This is a genomic window from Paraburkholderia sp. (genome assembly GCF_035948235.1).
GTDB lineage: Bacteria > Pseudomonadota > Gammaproteobacteria > Burkholderiales > Burkholderiaceae > Paraburkholderia.
In genome coordinates this window covers 1-16,428 of sequence record NZ_DASZJJ010000336.1, presented here as the reverse complement: position 1 = coordinate 16,428, position 16,428 = coordinate 1, and the positions used below count along the sequence as shown (strand labels likewise).

At 64.0% G+C, this 16,428-nt stretch carries 12 protein-coding genes; 2 read left to right on the top strand and 10 right to left on the bottom strand.

Translation table 11 applies throughout. From position 1 onward, the window contains the following. The 8 genes from recC to VG320_RS29760 all read right to left on the bottom strand — a co-directional run. A partial coding sequence (recC, locus tag VG320_RS29795; protein WP_327203671.1) for an exodeoxyribonuclease V subunit gamma occupies nucleotides 1-2,481 on the bottom strand: 2,481 nt, incomplete at its 3' end. Nucleotides 2,482-2,676: 195 nt separating this feature from the next. Then, nucleotides 2,677-3,783, bottom strand: a complete 1,107-nt coding sequence (locus VG320_RS29790) for a sn-glycerol-3-phosphate import ATP-binding protein UgpC (protein ID WP_327203670.1) — start codon at nucleotides 3,781-3,783, stop codon at nucleotides 2,677-2,679. A 31-nt stretch (nucleotides 3,784-3,814) separates the two neighbouring features. Then, nucleotides 3,815-4,660: a sn-glycerol-3-phosphate ABC transporter permease UgpE gene (gene ugpE / locus VG320_RS29785; RefSeq protein ID WP_327203669.1), complete on the bottom strand. Its 846-nt coding sequence runs from the start codon at nucleotides 4,658-4,660 to the stop codon at nucleotides 3,815-3,817. Beyond that, nucleotides 4,660-5,541, bottom strand: coding sequence for a sn-glycerol-3-phosphate ABC transporter permease UgpA (gene ugpA / locus VG320_RS29780; protein WP_327203668.1), 882 nt, complete (start codon nucleotides 5,539-5,541; stop codon nucleotides 4,660-4,662). The genes ugpE and ugpA overlap by 1 nt, the downstream gene beginning before the upstream one ends. Before the next feature lie 71 nt (nucleotides 5,542-5,612). Further along, on the bottom strand, nucleotides 5,613-6,917 hold the full coding sequence (locus VG320_RS29775; protein ID WP_327203667.1) for an autotransporter strand-loop-strand O-heptosyltransferase: 1,305 nt from the start codon (nucleotides 6,915-6,917) through the stop codon (nucleotides 5,613-5,615). A gap of 172 nt (nucleotides 6,918-7,089) precedes the next feature. Then, nucleotides 7,090-8,343, bottom strand: coding sequence for an NAD(P)/FAD-dependent oxidoreductase (locus tag VG320_RS29770; protein ID WP_327203666.1), 1,254 nt, complete (start codon nucleotides 8,341-8,343; stop codon nucleotides 7,090-7,092). 147 nt (nucleotides 8,344-8,490) lie between these two features. Next, complete coding sequence (locus VG320_RS29765; RefSeq protein WP_327203672.1) at nucleotides 8,491-9,360, bottom strand: transporter substrate-binding domain-containing protein; 870 nt, start codon at nucleotides 9,358-9,360, stop codon at nucleotides 8,491-8,493. 209 nt (nucleotides 9,361-9,569) lie between these two features. Further along, nucleotides 9,570-10,895 (bottom strand): MFS transporter, encoded by a 1,326-nt coding sequence (locus VG320_RS29760; RefSeq protein ID WP_327203665.1) that lies wholly within the window; start codon nucleotides 10,893-10,895, stop codon nucleotides 9,570-9,572. A 292-nt stretch (nucleotides 10,896-11,187) separates the two neighbouring features. On the opposite strand from VG320_RS29760, the gene VG320_RS29755 reads away from it, so the two are divergent. Then, entirely contained in the window at nucleotides 11,188-11,712 is a 525-nt protein-coding gene (locus VG320_RS29755; RefSeq protein ID WP_327203664.1) for a nucleoside 2-deoxyribosyltransferase, read from the top strand. A gap of 17 nt (nucleotides 11,713-11,729) precedes the next feature. Here the strand turns inward: VG320_RS29755 and VG320_RS29750 are convergent, their stop codons facing one another. Both VG320_RS29750 and VG320_RS29745 read right to left on the bottom strand, forming a co-directional pair. Continuing rightward, on the bottom strand, nucleotides 11,730-13,415 hold the full coding sequence (locus tag VG320_RS29750; protein ID WP_414696166.1) for a S10 family peptidase: 1,686 nt from the start codon (nucleotides 13,413-13,415) through the stop codon (nucleotides 11,730-11,732). Between the two features lie 193 nt (nucleotides 13,416-13,608). Then, complete coding sequence (locus VG320_RS29745; protein WP_327203662.1) at nucleotides 13,609-15,207, bottom strand: S53 family peptidase; 1,599 nt, start codon at nucleotides 15,205-15,207, stop codon at nucleotides 13,609-13,611. A gap of 356 nt (nucleotides 15,208-15,563) precedes the next feature. On the opposite strand from VG320_RS29745, the gene VG320_RS29740 reads away from it, so the two are divergent. After that, the coding region (locus VG320_RS29740; RefSeq protein WP_327203661.1) for a BMP family ABC transporter substrate-binding protein at nucleotides 15,564-16,428 on the top strand (865 nt) is incomplete at its 3' end.

The following is a 16,428-nucleotide window of genomic DNA, read 5'->3' as shown; positions in this document are numbered from 1 at the left end:
GTCGGCAGGAAAGTAATCGGCACTGAACGGCTGCAGGCGATGTTCGATCGTCAGCGCGTCGACGAGTTTGTGTGTCTTGTCGGCTTCATCGTCTTCGAGCCGCCAGCCCGTCTTCAGATGGTCGCGCAATTGCCCGACGAGCACCGAAGGCGGACGTGGCGTGTTGTCGGTCACGCTGCGGCCCACCCACGAAATATGTAGATGGTCGCGCGCGGACAGCAGCGCTTCGAGGAACAGATAGCGGTCGTCCTCGCGGCGCGAACGGTCGCCGGGACGATAGTCGCGGCGCATCAGGTCGAAGTCGAGCGGCGTGCGGCTGCGCGGATAATCGCCGTCGTTCATGCCGAGCAGACAGACGTAGCGAAACGGAATCGCCCGCATTGGCATGAGCGTGGCGAACGTCACCGCGCCCGCGAAAAAGCGCTGCGCAAGGCCGCCGCCGTCAAGCTGGCCAAGCCAGTTTTCCGCGACGATCGCCAGCGGCAGCGTTTGCGTGAGCGCGGCCTCGTTGCAGGCGTCGCGCCACGTCTGCAAGGCATTGTCCAGACGCTCCAGGGTATAGGCGTCGTCGCCCTCGTCGGCGGCGAAGAAGGTGGCCTTGAGCGCGCGCAGACGCACGCACCAGTCATCGACGGTAGCCGGTTCGCTCAGCGTGCGCCAGGCATTGTCGAGCGCATCGATCAGGCGCGTGAGCGGCCCGAGCAAGGCCGCGTCGAGACCGCCGATCCCGTCATACGGTTCGATGCCGCGCCACGCGCCCGCGCGGTCGCCTGCCGCATAGCCGAGCAACATGCGTCGCAGTCCGAACAACCAGCTATTGGGCGCGCTGTCCTGCGCGCCTTGCGGCAGGCCCAGGCTCGCGCGCTGCTGCGCGTGCAGGCCCCAGCGGATATTCGCGCCGTCGATCCAGTTGCGCAGGGTCGGCACGTCTTCGGCGTCGATGCCAAAGCGCGCGCGCACGGCCGGCACTTCGAGCAGATCGAGCACGTCGCTGACCGTCACACGCGCGTGCGGTAGCGACAGCAGCATCTCCAGCGCGCCGATCAGCGGATCGAACGCGCGCTGTGCGCGGTCCGCGATACTGAACGGGATGTAGCGAGGATCGTCGCCATCGACGAGACCGAATACGGCCTGAATATGCGGTGTATAGACCTCGATGTCGGGCACCATCACGATCACGTCACGCGGGCGCAAGGCGGGGTCCGCAGCGAATGCGGCAAGCAGGCGATCGTAAAGGATCTCCACTTCGCGCTGCGCGCTGTGCGCGACGTGAAAGCGGATCGAATCGTCCACCTGCGGATCGACTGCGGGCCAGTGCTCGCGCGTCTCGGGCAAAGGCCGCAGATCGCGGATATCGTCCTGTAGCTGTTGCAGCAGCGTATGCGCCTCGCCGCCGTCGAACAGATCGATACGCTGGCCGATACGCGTGAAATGCGGCGTATAGGTCTCGCGCGCCTCGTCACTGTCGTATTCGTCGAGCAGGCCGATGAAATCGCGGCCCTGCTTGCCCCACGCCGCCAGCAAGGGCTGCGCGTGCAGATGCAGTTGCGAGTCGTCGAGCACAGCAGGCGCGCCCGCGCGGCGGCGCTGGCGTGCGTGACGCGCGCGCAACAAGTCCTGGTCGGCGACGATATCGGCCCAGTAGTGCATGCAGGGGTTGTGCACGCACAGCAGCACCTGGCTCCAGCGCGCCAGCGCGGCGAGCACTTCAAGCGACTGGCGCGGCAGACTCGAAATGCCGAACACCACCAGGCGGCGCGGCAGCCCGCGCGGCCGCGCATCGCCTTCCTGCCAGTTCTGCGCGCGCTGCATGAAGAGATCGTGCACGGCGGCGCGGCCGGTCTGCACAAGCGCGCTGCCTTGCGGCCCATCCCCCGCCTGTTCGCTCACGTCGTCCAGCAAGGCGCGCCAGAGCGCGGCCTGCCAGCGCGCGTCGTCGGCGAGCGGCACGCGGTTATTGCGTGCGTCGATCACCACATCGTCGTGCGCGGCCCAGGCGGCTAGCCAGTCGGCGCGATAGACCTGGTACTGGTCGAACAGATCGGCCACGCGCTGGGCGAGCTGGAAGCACTTGCGCTGCTCTTCGTCGTGCGCCATGAAACGCTTGAGCGGCTCGTAGCCAGGCTCGTCGAGCAGCGCGGGCAGCATGCGCATGAGACGCCAGACCAGACGCGACTTGTCGAACGGCGAGACGGCCGGCACGGCCTCCTCGCCGAGCACCGCGCGATAGACGGCCCAGAGAAACCGCGAAGGTAGCGACATTTCCAGCGCCGCCGCGATGCCACAGCCGCCATCCTGCGGATCGGCCGCGAACGCCAGCTTGAGCCACTGCGCGATGCCGTTACTCTGCACCAGCAGCATTTCCTTTTCGAGCGGCCCAATTGGATGCTGGCTTATCCAGTTGACGATCAGATCGCGCAGGCGCTCCGGCTCGTTGCCGTGGACGAGCATCAGTCCGGTGGGCAGTTCGCGCGCGCTCAAATGCGGCTCCAATTTGAAAAGAGCGAATAATTCGCCGCGCGCGCGCGGAATCGAAGCGTGAAGGATGCGGCCATGTCGCCTGGTCGTGTCTGTTGCCGATAAGAAACGTGTTGCGCCGCGCCCGCTTTCCGAAGCGAAACACGGCACGAACCGGCGCGGCGCCGGCCCAAAGCGACATGTTACGACATGGCTGGCTTAGCCGAGGCGCATGCCCCCAGCCGGATCGAAGAAATGCAGGCGTGCGGCCGGCAGGCGCACGGCGATGCGCTCGCCGCGCGCGGGTCGCGTTTCGTGCGGCAGCCGCACGATCACTTCGTTGCTGCCCCAGCGGCCATGCGCAAGGTTGTCCGCGCCCAGCAGTTCGCAGGTTTCGACTTCGAGCGTAACGGGCTTGGCGCCGCTGTCGCTACCGTTCGCGTCGTACATATGCTCAGGACGCAAGCCCAGAACGCATTCGCGCCCCGGTTCCAGTTGTGCGCGCACTGCAGGCGCCAGCCCCTCTGACGGCAACGGCAGATGCGGCCCCATACCGGCTGTCTCGAACTGCCGCCCATCGGCACTCACGCGCCCGTGCAGCAGGTTCATGGCCGGCGAGCCGATAAACCCGGCCACGAACATCGAAGCGGGTCGCTCGTAGACCTCGCCCGGCGTACCGACCTGTTCCGCGCGACCGCCGTTGAGCACCATCACGCGCTGCGCGAGCGTCATCGCCTCGATCTGGTCGTGCGTGACGTAAAGGCTCGTGGTGCGCAATCTCGCATGCAGGCGCTGGATTTCAAGGCGCATCTGCACGCGCAGTTTGGCGTCGAGATTGGAAAGTGGTTCGTCGAAGAGAAACACCGCCGGCTCGCGCACGATCGCGCGCCCCATCGCCACGCGCTGGCGCTGCCCGCCCGAGAGTTCGCGCGGCTTGCGCGCGAGCAGCGCGCCCAGTTCGAGAATGTCCGCGGCAGCAGCCACACGCGCATCGATCTCGCGCCGGTCCAAGCCCTGCAATTTAAGGCTATAGCCCATATTGCGCGCCACCGTCATGTGCGGATAAAGCGCGTAGTTCTGGAACACCATGGCGATGTCGCGGTCTTTCGGCTCCATACGGTTGACCACCTTGCCGCCAATCGCGATCTCGCCGCTGCTCACGCTTTCGAGTCCCGCCACCATGCGCAGCAGTGTCGATTTCCCGCAACCGGACGGCCCGACCAGCACCATGAATTCGCCGTCGGCCACCTCCACGTCGATGCCGTGCAACACCTGCTGTGCCCCATCGTAGGACTTCGTCACGCTCCGCATGCTCAGCGCCGCCATGCCCTCTCCTCTTTGGTACCTTGTTTCAGGCTCATTTCTCGACATCGACCAGCCCGCGCACGAACCAGCGCTGCATCGCCAGCACGACCACGAGTGGCGGCAGCATGGCGATCATCGTCGCGCACATCACGAGCTGCCATTGCGTCGCGGCGTCGCCACTCGCAATCATGCTCTTGATGCCGACCACGGATGTGGTCATCGACGCCGTGCTCGACATCAGGATCGGCCATAAATACTGGTTCCAGCCGTAGATGAAGGTGATGACGAAGAGCGACGCGATATTTGTCTTCGACAGCGGCAGCACGACGTCCCAGAAGAAGCGCAGAGCGCCCGCTCCATCGATGCGCGCGGCCTCGATCAATTCGTTGGGCAGCGTGAGGAAGAACTGCCGAAACAGAAACGTCGCCGTGGCGGACGCGATCAGCGGCAGCGTGAGGCCCGCATAGGTGTTGGTGAGATGCAGCGTGGCTGCCACCTGCACGGTGGGAAAGATACGCACTTCCACAGGCAGCATGAGCGTCACGAAAATCAGCCAGAACGACAGGCGGCGAAACGGAAAGCGAAAGAACACGATTGCATAGGCGGACAGAATCGAAATCACAATCTTGCCCACCGCAATCACCAGCGCGGTAATCACGCTGTTGAACAGCATCTTGCCGAACGGACTGGCCGCGCTGCCGGTGCCGACCTTCCAGACTGTCTCCATGTTTTCAAGCAGATGTGTGCCGGGCACGAGCGAAAGCGGCACGCTGAACACCTGCTGCTCGTTCATCGTGGCCGCACAGAATGCGACATAGACGGGAAAGGCCACGACAGCAACGCCGAGCAGCAGCATCGCGTGGCAGAAGAGATTGAAAAAGCGGCGATTTTCGACCATCAGTATTGCACCCGCCGTTCGATAAAGCGGAACTGGAAGATCGTGAGGCCGATCACCAGCAGCATCAGCACGACCGATTGCGCGCCCGAACTGCCGATATCGAGGCCGCGAAAACCCTCGTCGAAAATCTTGTAGACCAGCGTGCGCGTGGCCTGGCCGGGACCGCCGCCGGTGGCCGCGTCGATCACCGGGAACGTGTCGAACAGCGCGTAGACGACGTTTACGACCAGCAGAAAGAAACTCGTGGGCGACAGCAAGGGAAAAGCAATGCCGAAGAAGCGCCGCACCGGTCCCGCGCCGTCGATGGCTGCGGCTTCGAACAACGACTGCGGAATCGCCTGCAAACCCGCATAAAAGAACAGAAAGTTGTAGCTGATCTGCTGCCACACGGATGCGATCACAATCAGCGTCATCGCCTGCCCGGGGTTGAGCGCGTGATTCCAGATCACATGCACGCGCGCGAGCGCATACGTTACGAGTCCAATGCTCGGATTGAACAGGAAGCCCCACAGGACCGCCGCGATTACCGGCGCGACCGCATACGGCCAGATCAGGAAGGTCTGATAGAAGCGCTTGCCGCGCGTGACATGGTGCGCCATGCCGGCGAGCATGAGCGACAGTGCCAGGCCGCACACGGTCACGAGCACGGTAAACACCAGCGTGGTCTTGACGGAGCCCAGGTACAGCGGGTCCTGTAAGAGCCGCGTGAAGTTGGCCAGGCCAACGAATTCGGACGAGGTTCCGAAGGCATCCTGCGACTGGGTGGACTGCAGCAGCGCGACGCCCGCAGGCCAGAGAAAGAAAATAGCGGTAACCGCAAGCTGCGGTCCGATCAGCAGATAAGGCAGCAGGCTCGCGCCGAAACGGGAGCGTGGTTCCATCGCGTCGATCTCCTCGAATGTCGGCGCCTTCGCCGCGCAAGCATTCTAGCCGAGACGTCGCGCATGCCGCGTCAACGGGGACACATAGCGGTTCCGTTGCGATCCCAGCGCGAAGCGATCAGGTCGTCCACCACGCGGATCACGTGGCCCGGCGTGATCGCCTTGGTGCACTGGTAGCGCATCGCATCGTTCGCATGACGCGGGCACCACTCGAAATCGCCGCCGAATTCGAATGCGAGGTCGTTGTAGCAACTATTGCAGGCGTGAAAATTGATGATGCGCCAGGGCGTGCGGAATTCGGCGTTCGGATGCGAAAAGCCGCTGATCAGCGCGACGGGCACGCCCACGGCCCACGCGAGCCACGACAGCCCGCTGCCCAGCCCGACGAAGAAGTCCGCGTGCATCAGCAGGCTCGCGCGCTCCTGCAAGGGCAGTTCGCCGGTGAAGTCTTCCGCGCCTTCGGGCATTGTGTTCAGCGCGCCAGGCAGGCCGTATTCGCGATCGCGGTCGATACACAGCACGCGATAGCCGCGCGACTTCAGGTGCGCCACGAGCGTGCGCCAGCCGTCCGGGTTGTTCCAGTACTTGCATTGCGCCGAGGCCTGCACCGCGATGCAGACGTAAGGCTCGGGCACCTTGCGTACACGGTCGGCAACGACGATGTTCGTGCGCCGCTCCACTGCCGGGACGCCCAGCATGTAGGAAGCAAAATCCTGCAGGCTGCTCACGCGCGGATCGGTCGGTTGATGGTCGCGGTCGGTATAAGGGGAATAGCAGCCGACGCCGTAGGTCGCATAAACCGGCTCGCCATTTTCGTGATCCTGTTGCGGCGATTCCGATACGAAACGCAGCGCCGGATAACCCTCCTGGAACAGCGCATGCAGCCAGGGCTTCATCTCGACGGTCACTTCGCCGCCGTATCGCTGCCGGAACGCCTCGATCGCCGGCACCCAGGCGATGGCGTCGCCGAGCGCCCCGGAACCGAGTGTCATCCAGACGCGCCGCCCCTGCGCGTCAAACGTATGCGAAAACACCCGGCGCTCGCCGTCGAACACTTCTAGCAGAAAGCGCACGAAATACTTACGGCGGCTGGCCGCGATTTCGCCTTGCGCGAGCACCGCGTCGAAAATGAGATTCTGCGTATCGAGATCGTGCATGCGCACGCGCCAGCCCGCTACCGGCACCTGTACACGGCATCCATAGTTGAAGTCGAAGCGGATGCCTTCCGGCCCGGCGAGCAGCGGCGTGTCGCCGCTCGCGGAACCGGCCGCCGATCGCGATGCGAAACGCGCCGAGATCCGACCCCGTTGCAGATCGGAAACTTTCGGTATTTCAGCGGAAGGTTGGGCGGATTCTGGGTGGCCGTGGGTGTTCATCGAGCGGATCTCGCATGCAGGCGGTGCGAGATGCGCCGCCAGTTTGGGGCGGCCGCGCCGGGAGAAACTCTCGCCGGCGCGGCGCGTGCGCGATGATAGTGCAACCCTGCCCAGGCACCCTGGCATGCAGATCAAGCTTTCATGCGATTGCCTGAAACTGCCGCCCGGCGTCTCAGGCCAGCGTGGCCGCCGCGAACTTGCCGATATCGGTAGCCGGATCGCGCAAGGCGGCCACGTCAAGCGTCTTGCCCGAGCCGACGAGCTTCTTGCCACACAGGAAGTCGGGCATCGACGCCACGGCATCGACCGCCAGCAGCGCGCCATTCTTCAGATAATAGACGGCGAAACGGCGCGCAGCCGGATCGCCGCGCACGACGGTCTCATCAAAGCCTTCGTGCAGGCCCACGGTCTGCAGCTTCAGATCGTACTGATCCGACCAGAACCACGGCGCGTCGCACGCGGGACGAGCCTTGCCGACGATGGCCGACGCCGCCAGCTTCGCCTGCTCCACCGCGTTGTGCACGCTCTCCAGACGGCCCGTGCGCCCGTAATGCGAAAGCGGACGGCTCGCGCAGTCGCCGATCGCGAACACGTCCGGGTCGGACGTACGCGCGTCGTCGTCCACCTGCACGCCGTTGGCGCAGACAATGCCTGCGTTTTCGGCCAGCGCGACGTTCGGCGAAATGCCGATGCCGATCAGCGCGAGCGTCGCGGGCACGATCTCGCCGCCCGCCAGTTGCACGCCGGTAAGCTTGCCGTTCTCGCCCACCAGCGACTCGATCTTCGCATTCAGACGCAGATCGACGCCTTGCGCGCGATGTTCGTTTTCATAGAACGAGGAGATGGTTTCGCCCGTCACGCGGCCCAGCACGCGCGGCGCGGCTTCGAGCACCGTGACGTCGTGGCCGAGCTGGCGCGCAGCCGCAGCGGCTTCCAGGCCGATATAACCCGCGCCAATCACCACCAGCTTTTCTCCGGGCTTGACGCGCTCGCGCAGCACATCGGCGTCCGCCAGCGAGCGCAGCGCCACCACACCGGCCAGATCGTGGCCCGGCACAGTCAGCGCGCGCGGCGTGGAGCCATTCGCGAGAATCAGCTTGTCGTACTGCAGCGCGGTGCCGTCGGCGAGCGTGAGCGTATGATTCGCGCGGTCGAGCGACTGCGCGGCCACGCCGAGCTTCAGCTCGATGCGCTGGTCCTCGTAGAACTGGCGCGGTTTGAGCCAGAGGCGCTCGACGTCCGCTTCGCCCTTGAGATAGGCCTTGCTGAGCGGCGGCCGGTGATACGGCGGCACCGGCTCTTCGCCCACCAGCACGACGCGCCCTTCGAAACCATACTGGCGCAGCATGGCCGCCGCGTTGCCGCCCGCGTGCCCTGCTCCGACGATCACTACCGTACCCACCACGTTGCTGCCTTGTTCCTGCATGTCCGCTCCCAATCGGTCAATTGGTCAATTGCTGCGCAGCCACCCGCGGGCGCGCTTCTTTCAGGACCGAGATCATCTCATGTCTGCGCGGCCTGCCCCAAAAAAGCCCGCGATTTGAGGTCGGACCTCGCGAAGCTCGTCGAGCGTTCAGTCGAGCGCGTGGTCGTCGGGAGCCGCATAGAGCGCCCGCAACTGCGCAGTCATCGGAAAATCGATCGTGACGCCGTGCGGGGGAACCGGCTGCTCGAACCACTTGTGGTAGAGCGCGGCCATTTCGCCGCTCTTCATGAGCGCGCTCATCGTGTCGTTCACGAGCTGCCGGAAAGCGGGATCGCCGTTACGCATCATGAATGCATAGGCTTCCCAGGATTGCGGCGTGCCGACGATGACCCAGTCCGATGGATGCGTCGTCAACGATCTCACGCCCGCCAGCAGCACATCGTCCATCATGTAGGCGACGGCGCGGCCGGCCTCGATCGACTCGCGTCCTTCGATATAGTCTCTCGCGCTGATCACGCGCATATCCATCTGTTTCTGCAGATTCATGGTCCGCAGGATGCGCTCGGAATTGGTGCCCTGATTGGTGAGTACGCTCTTGCCCACCAGATCCCTGAAATCGTGAATGCCCGAATCCTTGTGTGTGAGCAGACGCGTGCCCGCAACGAAAAAGGTATTCGAAAACGTCACCTGGCTCTGGCGGGCGCGCAGATGCGTCGTGACACCGCATTCCAGATCGACGGTACCGTTTTGCACCAGCGGAATGCGGTTCTGCGAGGTCACCGGAATAAAGCGCACTTCGAGATTCGGGCGCTGCGTTCGGGCTTTCACCGCTGCGATGATGCGATCGCAGATATCCTGCGAAAAGCCGATCACCTTGCCGTCCGCGTCCCGGTACGAAAACGGCACGGACGCCTCGCGATAGCCAACGGCGATGCGATTGGCGGCCTGGATCTTCTCCAGTGTGGGCTGTGCGACCTGCGCGCGCGCCGCGTGCGGCAGCGCCAGCCCCAGCAGCATGCATAGCCCCAAGGCCAGCGCCCGCGCTGCACGAATCCGGTCTCGCTTTCTCATGCTCGCTGTTCCATATCGATGTTGCAGCCATGAAGCCCGTTGCGCGGGCGAGCCATGATGTTAGCGTGCGTGCCCACAAGCAGGAAACTCCGGCGAAAAAAAAGCAGCGGACGCATCCGCTGCTTTTCAGTCGCTATGCAAGCACAGCAAGTGCATCAAGCGCCGTGCTTCGCCCGGCTATTGACGATTTCCTTCGGCTGCAGCAGCGCGAGCGCCGCGCCCAGCGCCATCGCCGCCGCCACGCAATACATGCCTGCGTTGGTGCTGTGCGTGACGTCCTTCATCCAGCCGATGATCGATGGGCTCACGAAGCCAGCAAGATTGCCGATCGAATTGATCATGCCGATTGCCGCCGCAGCCGACCCGCCCGCAAGAATCGCGCTCGGCCACGCCCAGAACACCGGCATGGTCGCGAGCATGCCCGCCGCGCCCACGGAAAGCGCGAGCAACGCCAGCGGTACGTTGCTGGCAAACACGGTGCTGAAATACAGCCCGAGCGCCGACGCGAACGAAGCGATAGCAAAATGCCAGCGGCGCTCGCCGTTGCGGTCCGCGCTCCTCGCGACGAACAACATGCTGAATACCGCGCAGGCATAGGGAATTGCGGTGAGCAGGCCCACGTCGAGCGCATTCTTCACGCCGCTTGCCTTGATAAGTGTCGGCAGATAGAAGCTGATGCCGTAAAGACCCATCATGCAGCAGAAGTAGATGCCTGCCATCAGCCACACGCGGCCATTGCCGAACACCGAAGCGACCGACGCATGTCCCTTGCCGGCCTGATCGAGTTCGATGTTCTTTTCAAGCACGGCGCGCTCTTCATTCGTCAGCCACTTCGCGGCGCGAATGCTGTTGGGCAGATAGAACAGCGTAATCACGCCCAGCACGAACGACGGCACCGCCTCGATGAGGAACAGCCATTGCCAGCTTGCCCAGCCGTCACGGCCGTCGAACGCCGCGAGAATCCAGCCCGAAAGCGGCCCGCCCAGCACGCCCGCGACCGGAATGCCGATCATGAACAGCGCATTCATGCGGCTGCGCCGCGCAGCGGGAAACCAGTACGTGAGATAGAGCACGATGCCGGGAAAGAAGCCCGCTTCGGCCACGCCCAGCAAAAACCGCACGATATAGAACTGTGTGGGCGTAGTGACGAATAGCGATGCCGCTGAAATCACGGCCCATGTGAGCATGATGCGCGCGATCCACACGCGTGCGCCTACCTTGTGCATCAACAGATTGCTCGGCACTTCGAAGAAAAAATAGCCGATGAAGAAAATGCCTGCGCCAAGGCCATAAACGGTCTCGCTGAATTGCAGGTCGCTGAGCATTTGCAGCTTCGCGAAGCCCACGTTCACACGATCCAGATAGGCCGCGACGTAGCAGAGAAACAGAAAAGGCAACAGGCGCAAAGTGGCCTTTGCGTAAGCCCGGGATTCGAGTTGTTGTTGTGCGGCGCTCGACAGGCCGCTGGCGATTGTGTTCATGGTCTCCACATGGTGTGCCGGAAAATCGGAGCGATTGGCTGCTTTTCCCCCGGTGCGCTTCTACGTGTTCTGGATGCATCGGCTGGATGCGCGGATGTTACCGGTAGCGCTGCCAGCATGCAAATAACATGAAGCCGGCACGATCGTAGCGGGCTGCCTGTAAACCTGTCAACCATTCGTAAGACAAGCCCAATCTGCATGGCCGGGCGCCGCAGGCTAGAATCGGCGTTCGGGTTTCACGGTATTTCGTATCGCAACGCTCGCGCAACATCCGCCAGGAGGAACACACGCCATGACTCTTGCCGCTTCGCCCCGCCGCCCGCGCGTGTATCTCGCGGGCTTCGACGTGTTCCGCCTCGACGCTATCGAACACGGCGCGCGCCTCGTCGCCGCCTGCGCCGAATTCGGCTTCGAAGGACTGTATCCGCTCGATGCCCAGGTGCCCGCCGATCTGGATGGTCCGCGTCAGGCCGCGTGGATCTATCGCGCCAATATCGACGCGATCCGCAGCGCCGACATCGTCATGGCCAATGTCGATGATTTTCGCGGACCGGGCGAGCCGGACTCGGGCACAGCCTTCGAAATCGGTTACGCCGCCGCGCTAGGCAAGGAAGTCTGGGCCTATACGACCGATCAGGGCGCGCTGATCGAGCGCGTGCCCGCTAAGGATGGACCGCAGGGACGCATTTGCGAACGCGGTTATCTGGTGGAGAACTTCGGTCTGCCAAAGAATCTGATGATCGCCTGTGCGGCGCGCATCGTGCAGGGCGACGCGCGTGCCTGCCTGGAGGCGATGGCGCGTGGACGCCTCGACTAACGCCGCGCGCCCTTGCGCTAGTGATGCATCGCGCTCATCGTGCTCATGCGCTGCAACGCGCGAATACGCGCAATGGCAGGGCGATCCGTCACCGCACTCTGGTAAAGCTTCGCCAGATCGGCCTTGAGCGCGGTGCGCGACGCGCCGTCGAGATACACCATATGGCCCGATGGATAAAAGCGCGCGCTGAGGTTATTGCGCACTTTCTGGTCTAGCAGCGGCATCTTCTGCAGATCAATTACGGTCTGATAGAACGGCGTGACGAAATCGTAATAGCCGTTTGCGGACAGCACGCGCAGATCGGGATTGAGCGCCATGACCGCCGCCAGATCGCCGGCCGTGTAAAGGACGATATTGCCCTGCGCGTCCAGGCCCTTCTGCGCGCCGGTCGGGTCGATATGCCCGAAGTCCCAGTTTTTGAACGCCTGATCGTTGAGATCCGTGAATGAGGAATTGGTGCGGAACTTGAGTTGCTCGTTCAGGTAGCTGTTCCACATCGCCGTGTACACGCCGCTCACCGCCGTCATGGTCGGATCGTTGCCGCCCGAGTTCGGGTCGATATCGCCGGCGATACCCGTGTCGATGGCAGTTACGCGCCCGTCGTACGAGCCCAGCGCCATGCCCTTGTCCTTGAGCAGCGTCGTGAGAAAGAGCGAATTGCCGCGGCTGTCGTAAGCAGCGATATCGAGGTTCCACGATTCGAGCGTCTGCGTGTCGATACCCGTGTATTGCGAGAGTGTCTTGAGCGTCGCGGGAATCGCGGGGTTTTTCGGATCGGGGAATTTTTGCAGTGCGAGGCGATAGTCGGTGCGCGCAAACTGTGCGACCTGCGCCGCGAACGCGCCCAGATCCTTCGGCGCGGGCTTCAAGCCCAGGCGCTTATGGAACCACGCATCGGCCGCCGCCGTGGGCAAGGCGCCCACCGGGTTGCCGCTTTGCGTGTAATCGAGAATCGACGATTGCAGCGTGATGCCGTTCAGGTCCACGCCGTCTTCGTGCAGCCGGTACGCAAGCACGCAACTGCGCGCCGTGCCATACGATTCGCCATAGAGAAACTTGGGCGAATTCCAGCGATCGTTCGCGCTCAGATAGCGCTTGATAAATTGCTTGAGCGAATCGGCATCCTGATCGACGCCCCAGAAATCGCGGTTGTGATGCGGCGCCACCGCCGCCGAATAGCCCGTCCCCACCGGATTGATAAAGATAAGGTCGCTGCGATCGAGCAGGCTATCGGGGTTGTCTTCCAGCGTATAGGGCGCGGGCGGCGTGAAGCCCGGCATCGACGTCTTGATCCGCCTGGGTGCGAACGATCCCAGCAACACGAATACCGACGACGACCCCGGGCCGCCGTTATAGAAGAACGTCACGGGACGGTCCTGCGCCTGCACGCCGTCTTTCGTGAAGGCGACGTAGAAAATCTTGGCGTTGGGCTGGGAACTGCTCGGGTCGACGGTGACGAGATGGCCCGCTGTAGCGGTATAGGCGATCACCTCGCTACCGACCTGGATCGCGTGATGCGTGATCGCGGCGTTCTCGGTCATGTCGGTGACGAAGTCATCGGGGCCGTTGCCGTAAGCGGTGGGATCGAAGCACGGCTGGTCGGCCGGGCTGCGGTGCTTGCCATTGCCGCCGGCCGCTGCCGGGGCGTGGCCGTTTCCGTTCGTGGACTGTGCCTCGTCGTTCATATCGTCTCCTTGCTGCATCGCCCGCGCCATGTATGTCATGTGCGCCAGACACGCCGGCGATGCGCGATCGATGTGCGTGTTTCGCTTCGGAAACCTCCGAAGCGCCTCGGATACCATCGGAAACAGGAAGCCAGCACTGCCGGGCGCAACGGTGCAATCTCGCCCGCTCCGCGCCCACGTTGATGCTATACCGAACGGGCCAGACACCGCCCTATGCGAGCGCGGCGGCCACTTTCGTGCCCACCGGCGTGCCCAGCCCCGTGCAGGCGTCCCAGCCCGGTGCGGCCGCATAGTCGCCGTTGCTGCCGCTCGTCACGTCGTTGAAGGCATCGGCCTGCGCGTAGAGTTTCGCGTTGACGAAGCCCACCGCTTTGCCGCCGCTCGCGTTGATGCGCGCGATCAGCGCGGCCCAGAGCGGCGCGACCGCGCTCGTGCCGCCCACCACGGTATCCGCGCCACCAATATGCACGGCGTAGCCCGTGGCCGGATCGGCGTCGCCGGCTACATCGGGCACGCCGCGCCGCACCAGCGCGCCCGCGCCGCCGGTCGCGCGAACGAGCCGCAAACCCTTTTGCCACGCCGGCAGCGCAAACGTCATGCTGACACCGCCGCCGCTCGCGCCGTCGCCGCCGCTGCTCCAGACGGTCTCGCGCGAGATACGCCCGTTCGTCGCCGTCACATGCGTGCCGCCGCAGCCAAGCGCATAGGGACTCGACGCCGGGAAATCGACATGATCCGCGCCATCGCCCACGCCGTCCGACGAGCCGCTGTCGCCCGACGCCGCACACACCGTCACGCCCAGCGCCACGGCGGTTTGCAGGGCATCGTTGAGGGCGCCGAGCGATTGCTGCGACCACGAGGATTCCGGCGCGCCCCAACTGATCGAAATGACCGAGGGCTTGCGCTGGCTGTCGTGCAGCGCGGCGCTCACGGCATCGACGAAACCGGCCTCGCTATTGGGCGCGAAATACACGGCGATCAATGCCGCGGGCGCAAGCGCGCCGGCGATCTCCACGTCCAGCGTGACTTCGGCGTCGGGGCCGTTGGGGTCGCCGGTGGGCGCGTTCTTCACCTGATCGACCGACACGTCCTGCACATTCGGTTGCGCCACGCCCAGCGCGCTGAAATAAGCCTGCAGATCGGATTGCGCATAGCCGCCGCCCATTTCGATCAGCGCGATGCATTGACCCTTGCCGTCGCCATCGGGGAAGCCGTAAAGCTCGCCCATTTGCAGCGGCGTGAACGAGCGGCTCACGGCGCGCGCGGCGCGGATCGGCGCGTGAATGGGATTGTCGTCTGCCGATGGCGATTCGATGCGGAAATGCGGTTGCACCTTCGCGCGGCTGTCGAGGCCAACGACCGCCGTGACGATGTCGTGCATATCGTCGGGCAGATGCACGGGGCCGACCGGCTGGCGAAAATGCTGCTTGAGCGTGCCGACCTGATGCTCGAAACGCTGCAGATCGACACCGAATGCGTCGTTGTACTGCTGCACGGTGCCCGAGAGTACGATGCGCCGCGCCGCAGCGTCGGCCTTCACGATCGCAAGGCCGTGTGCACGGGCGAAGTCCTCGGCGCGCTTCACATCGGCCGCGGCCGCGCCAAAGCGCTGCTCGTAGTCGGCGCGCGAGATTGGCTGGGCGCCCCTGGCGCCTGCTGTGATGCCGTCCACCAGTGCGCGAAAGCCCGCTTCGTCCTGGCGGCGCAGGATCAACACGACCTCGAAGTGTTCCGCCGGATCGCAAGCGCCGACGCATTGCGCGCCGGCCGGCACGGGATGGTCACTGCCTGCCACGGGATGCCTGGTCATAGCCGCTCCTCCTTGATGGGCACGCGCCCCGCTTTCAGGCGAGCATGTACCGGATTGTGCAGGTTCCACGCGCCGCGCAGCGGGAGTTTGCCCGTTGCGGCTTGATACCGGCGACGCACGGCGAGTCATCGCGCATCGCCCCAGGCTTGGCCAGCGGGCCGAGCAATACGCGCAAAAGCGTTTTAGGTGCGCATACGGCATGCCCGCCCGGAAAGGCTTTATGGGCCCGGCGCACCGCCGCGGCTGCCTTTCATATGAACTTTGTTATACCGGCGATAACGTCAACAAATATTTCCCCAATATTTGGCTCGTGAAGATGGCCCATCGCACGATTTTTGCCCTCTTCCGGAGCCTCCATGAAAGCACCCAAGACGCGCGTTCGCCGCGCCTGCGCCACCGTTCTCACCGCCCTGTTTGCCGCGCTGACGAGCGGCATCGGTCACGCCGCCACTGCGCCTGTCGGCGTCGCCTTCGTCTATCTGGGCAACCCCGGCGACGCCGGCTGGACCTACGCGCACGAACAGGGCGTAAAGGCGGTCGAAAAGCAATACGGCGACAAGATCAAGGTCACGCGCGTCGAAAATGTGCCCGAATCCGCCGACTCCGAGCGCGTATTCCGCGACCTCGCGGCGAAAGGCAACAAGATCATCGTTGGTTCCAGTTTCGGCTTTCAGGACTTCGAATTAAAGGTCGCCAAAGACTATCCGGACGCCGTATTCATGCACGCAACCGGCTACAAGAAAGCGCCGAATTTCGCGACCTACGACGTGCGCACCTATCAGAGCGCGTACCTCGCGGGCCTCGTGGCTGGCTATACGACTAAAACCAATACGCTGGGTTTCGTCGGCTCCGTGCCGGTGCCCGAAGTCGTGCGCAATATCGATGCCTTTACGATGGGCGCCCGATCGGTGAATCCGAATGCGAAGGTCAAGGTCCTGTGGATCAATAGCTGGTACGACCCGGGCCTCGAAAAACAGGCGGCCGAAACGCTGATCGGCCAGGGCGCCGACGTGCTGATCCAGAACACCGATTCCACCGCGACGATGCAGACTGCCGAGCAGAAAAAAGTGCACGCCTTCGGCTGGGATTCGGACATGAAGAAGTTCGGCCCCAACGCGCAACTGGGCGCGTGCGTGAGCAACTGGGGCGTCTACTACTCGCATCTGGTCCAGCAGGTGATGGCGGGCTCGTGGACCAACGCACCGGTCTGGTGGGGTCTCA

Bases quoted from the DNA above. Each gene is read 5' to 3' on its own strand.
- VG320_RS29790 (WP_327203670.1), bottom strand. From the start codon at position 3,783: ATGGCGGCGCTGAGCATGCGGAGCGTGACGAAGTCCTACGATGGGGCA.
- ugpE (WP_327203669.1), bottom strand. From the start codon at position 4,660: ATGGTCGAAAATCGCCGCTTTTTCAATCTCTTCTGCCACGCGATGCTG.
- ugpA (WP_327203668.1), bottom strand. From the start codon at position 5,541: ATGGAACCACGCTCCCGTTTCGGCGCGAGCCTGCTGCCTTATCTGCTG.
- VG320_RS29775 (WP_327203667.1), bottom strand. From the start codon at position 6,917: ATGAACACCCACGGCCACCCAGAATCCGCCCAACCTTCCGCTGAAATA.
- VG320_RS29770 (WP_327203666.1), bottom strand. From the start codon at position 8,343: ATGCAGGAACAAGGCAGCAACGTGGTGGGTACGGTAGTGATCGTCGGA.
- VG320_RS29765 (WP_327203672.1), bottom strand. From the start codon at position 9,360: ATGCTGCTGGGGCTGGCGCTGCCGCACGCGGCGCGCGCGCAGGTCGCA.
- VG320_RS29760 (WP_327203665.1), bottom strand. From the start codon at position 10,895: ATGAACACAATCGCCAGCGGCCTGTCGAGCGCCGCACAACAACAACTC.
- VG320_RS29755 (WP_327203664.1), top strand. From the start codon at position 11,188: ATGACTCTTGCCGCTTCGCCCCGCCGCCCGCGCGTGTATCTCGCGGGC.
- VG320_RS29750 (WP_414696166.1), bottom strand. From the start codon at position 13,415: ATGCAGCAAGGAGACGATATGAACGACGAGGCACAGTCCACGAACGGA.
- VG320_RS29745 (WP_327203662.1), bottom strand. From the start codon at position 15,207: ATGACCAGGCATCCCGTGGCAGGCAGTGACCATCCCGTGCCGGCCGGC.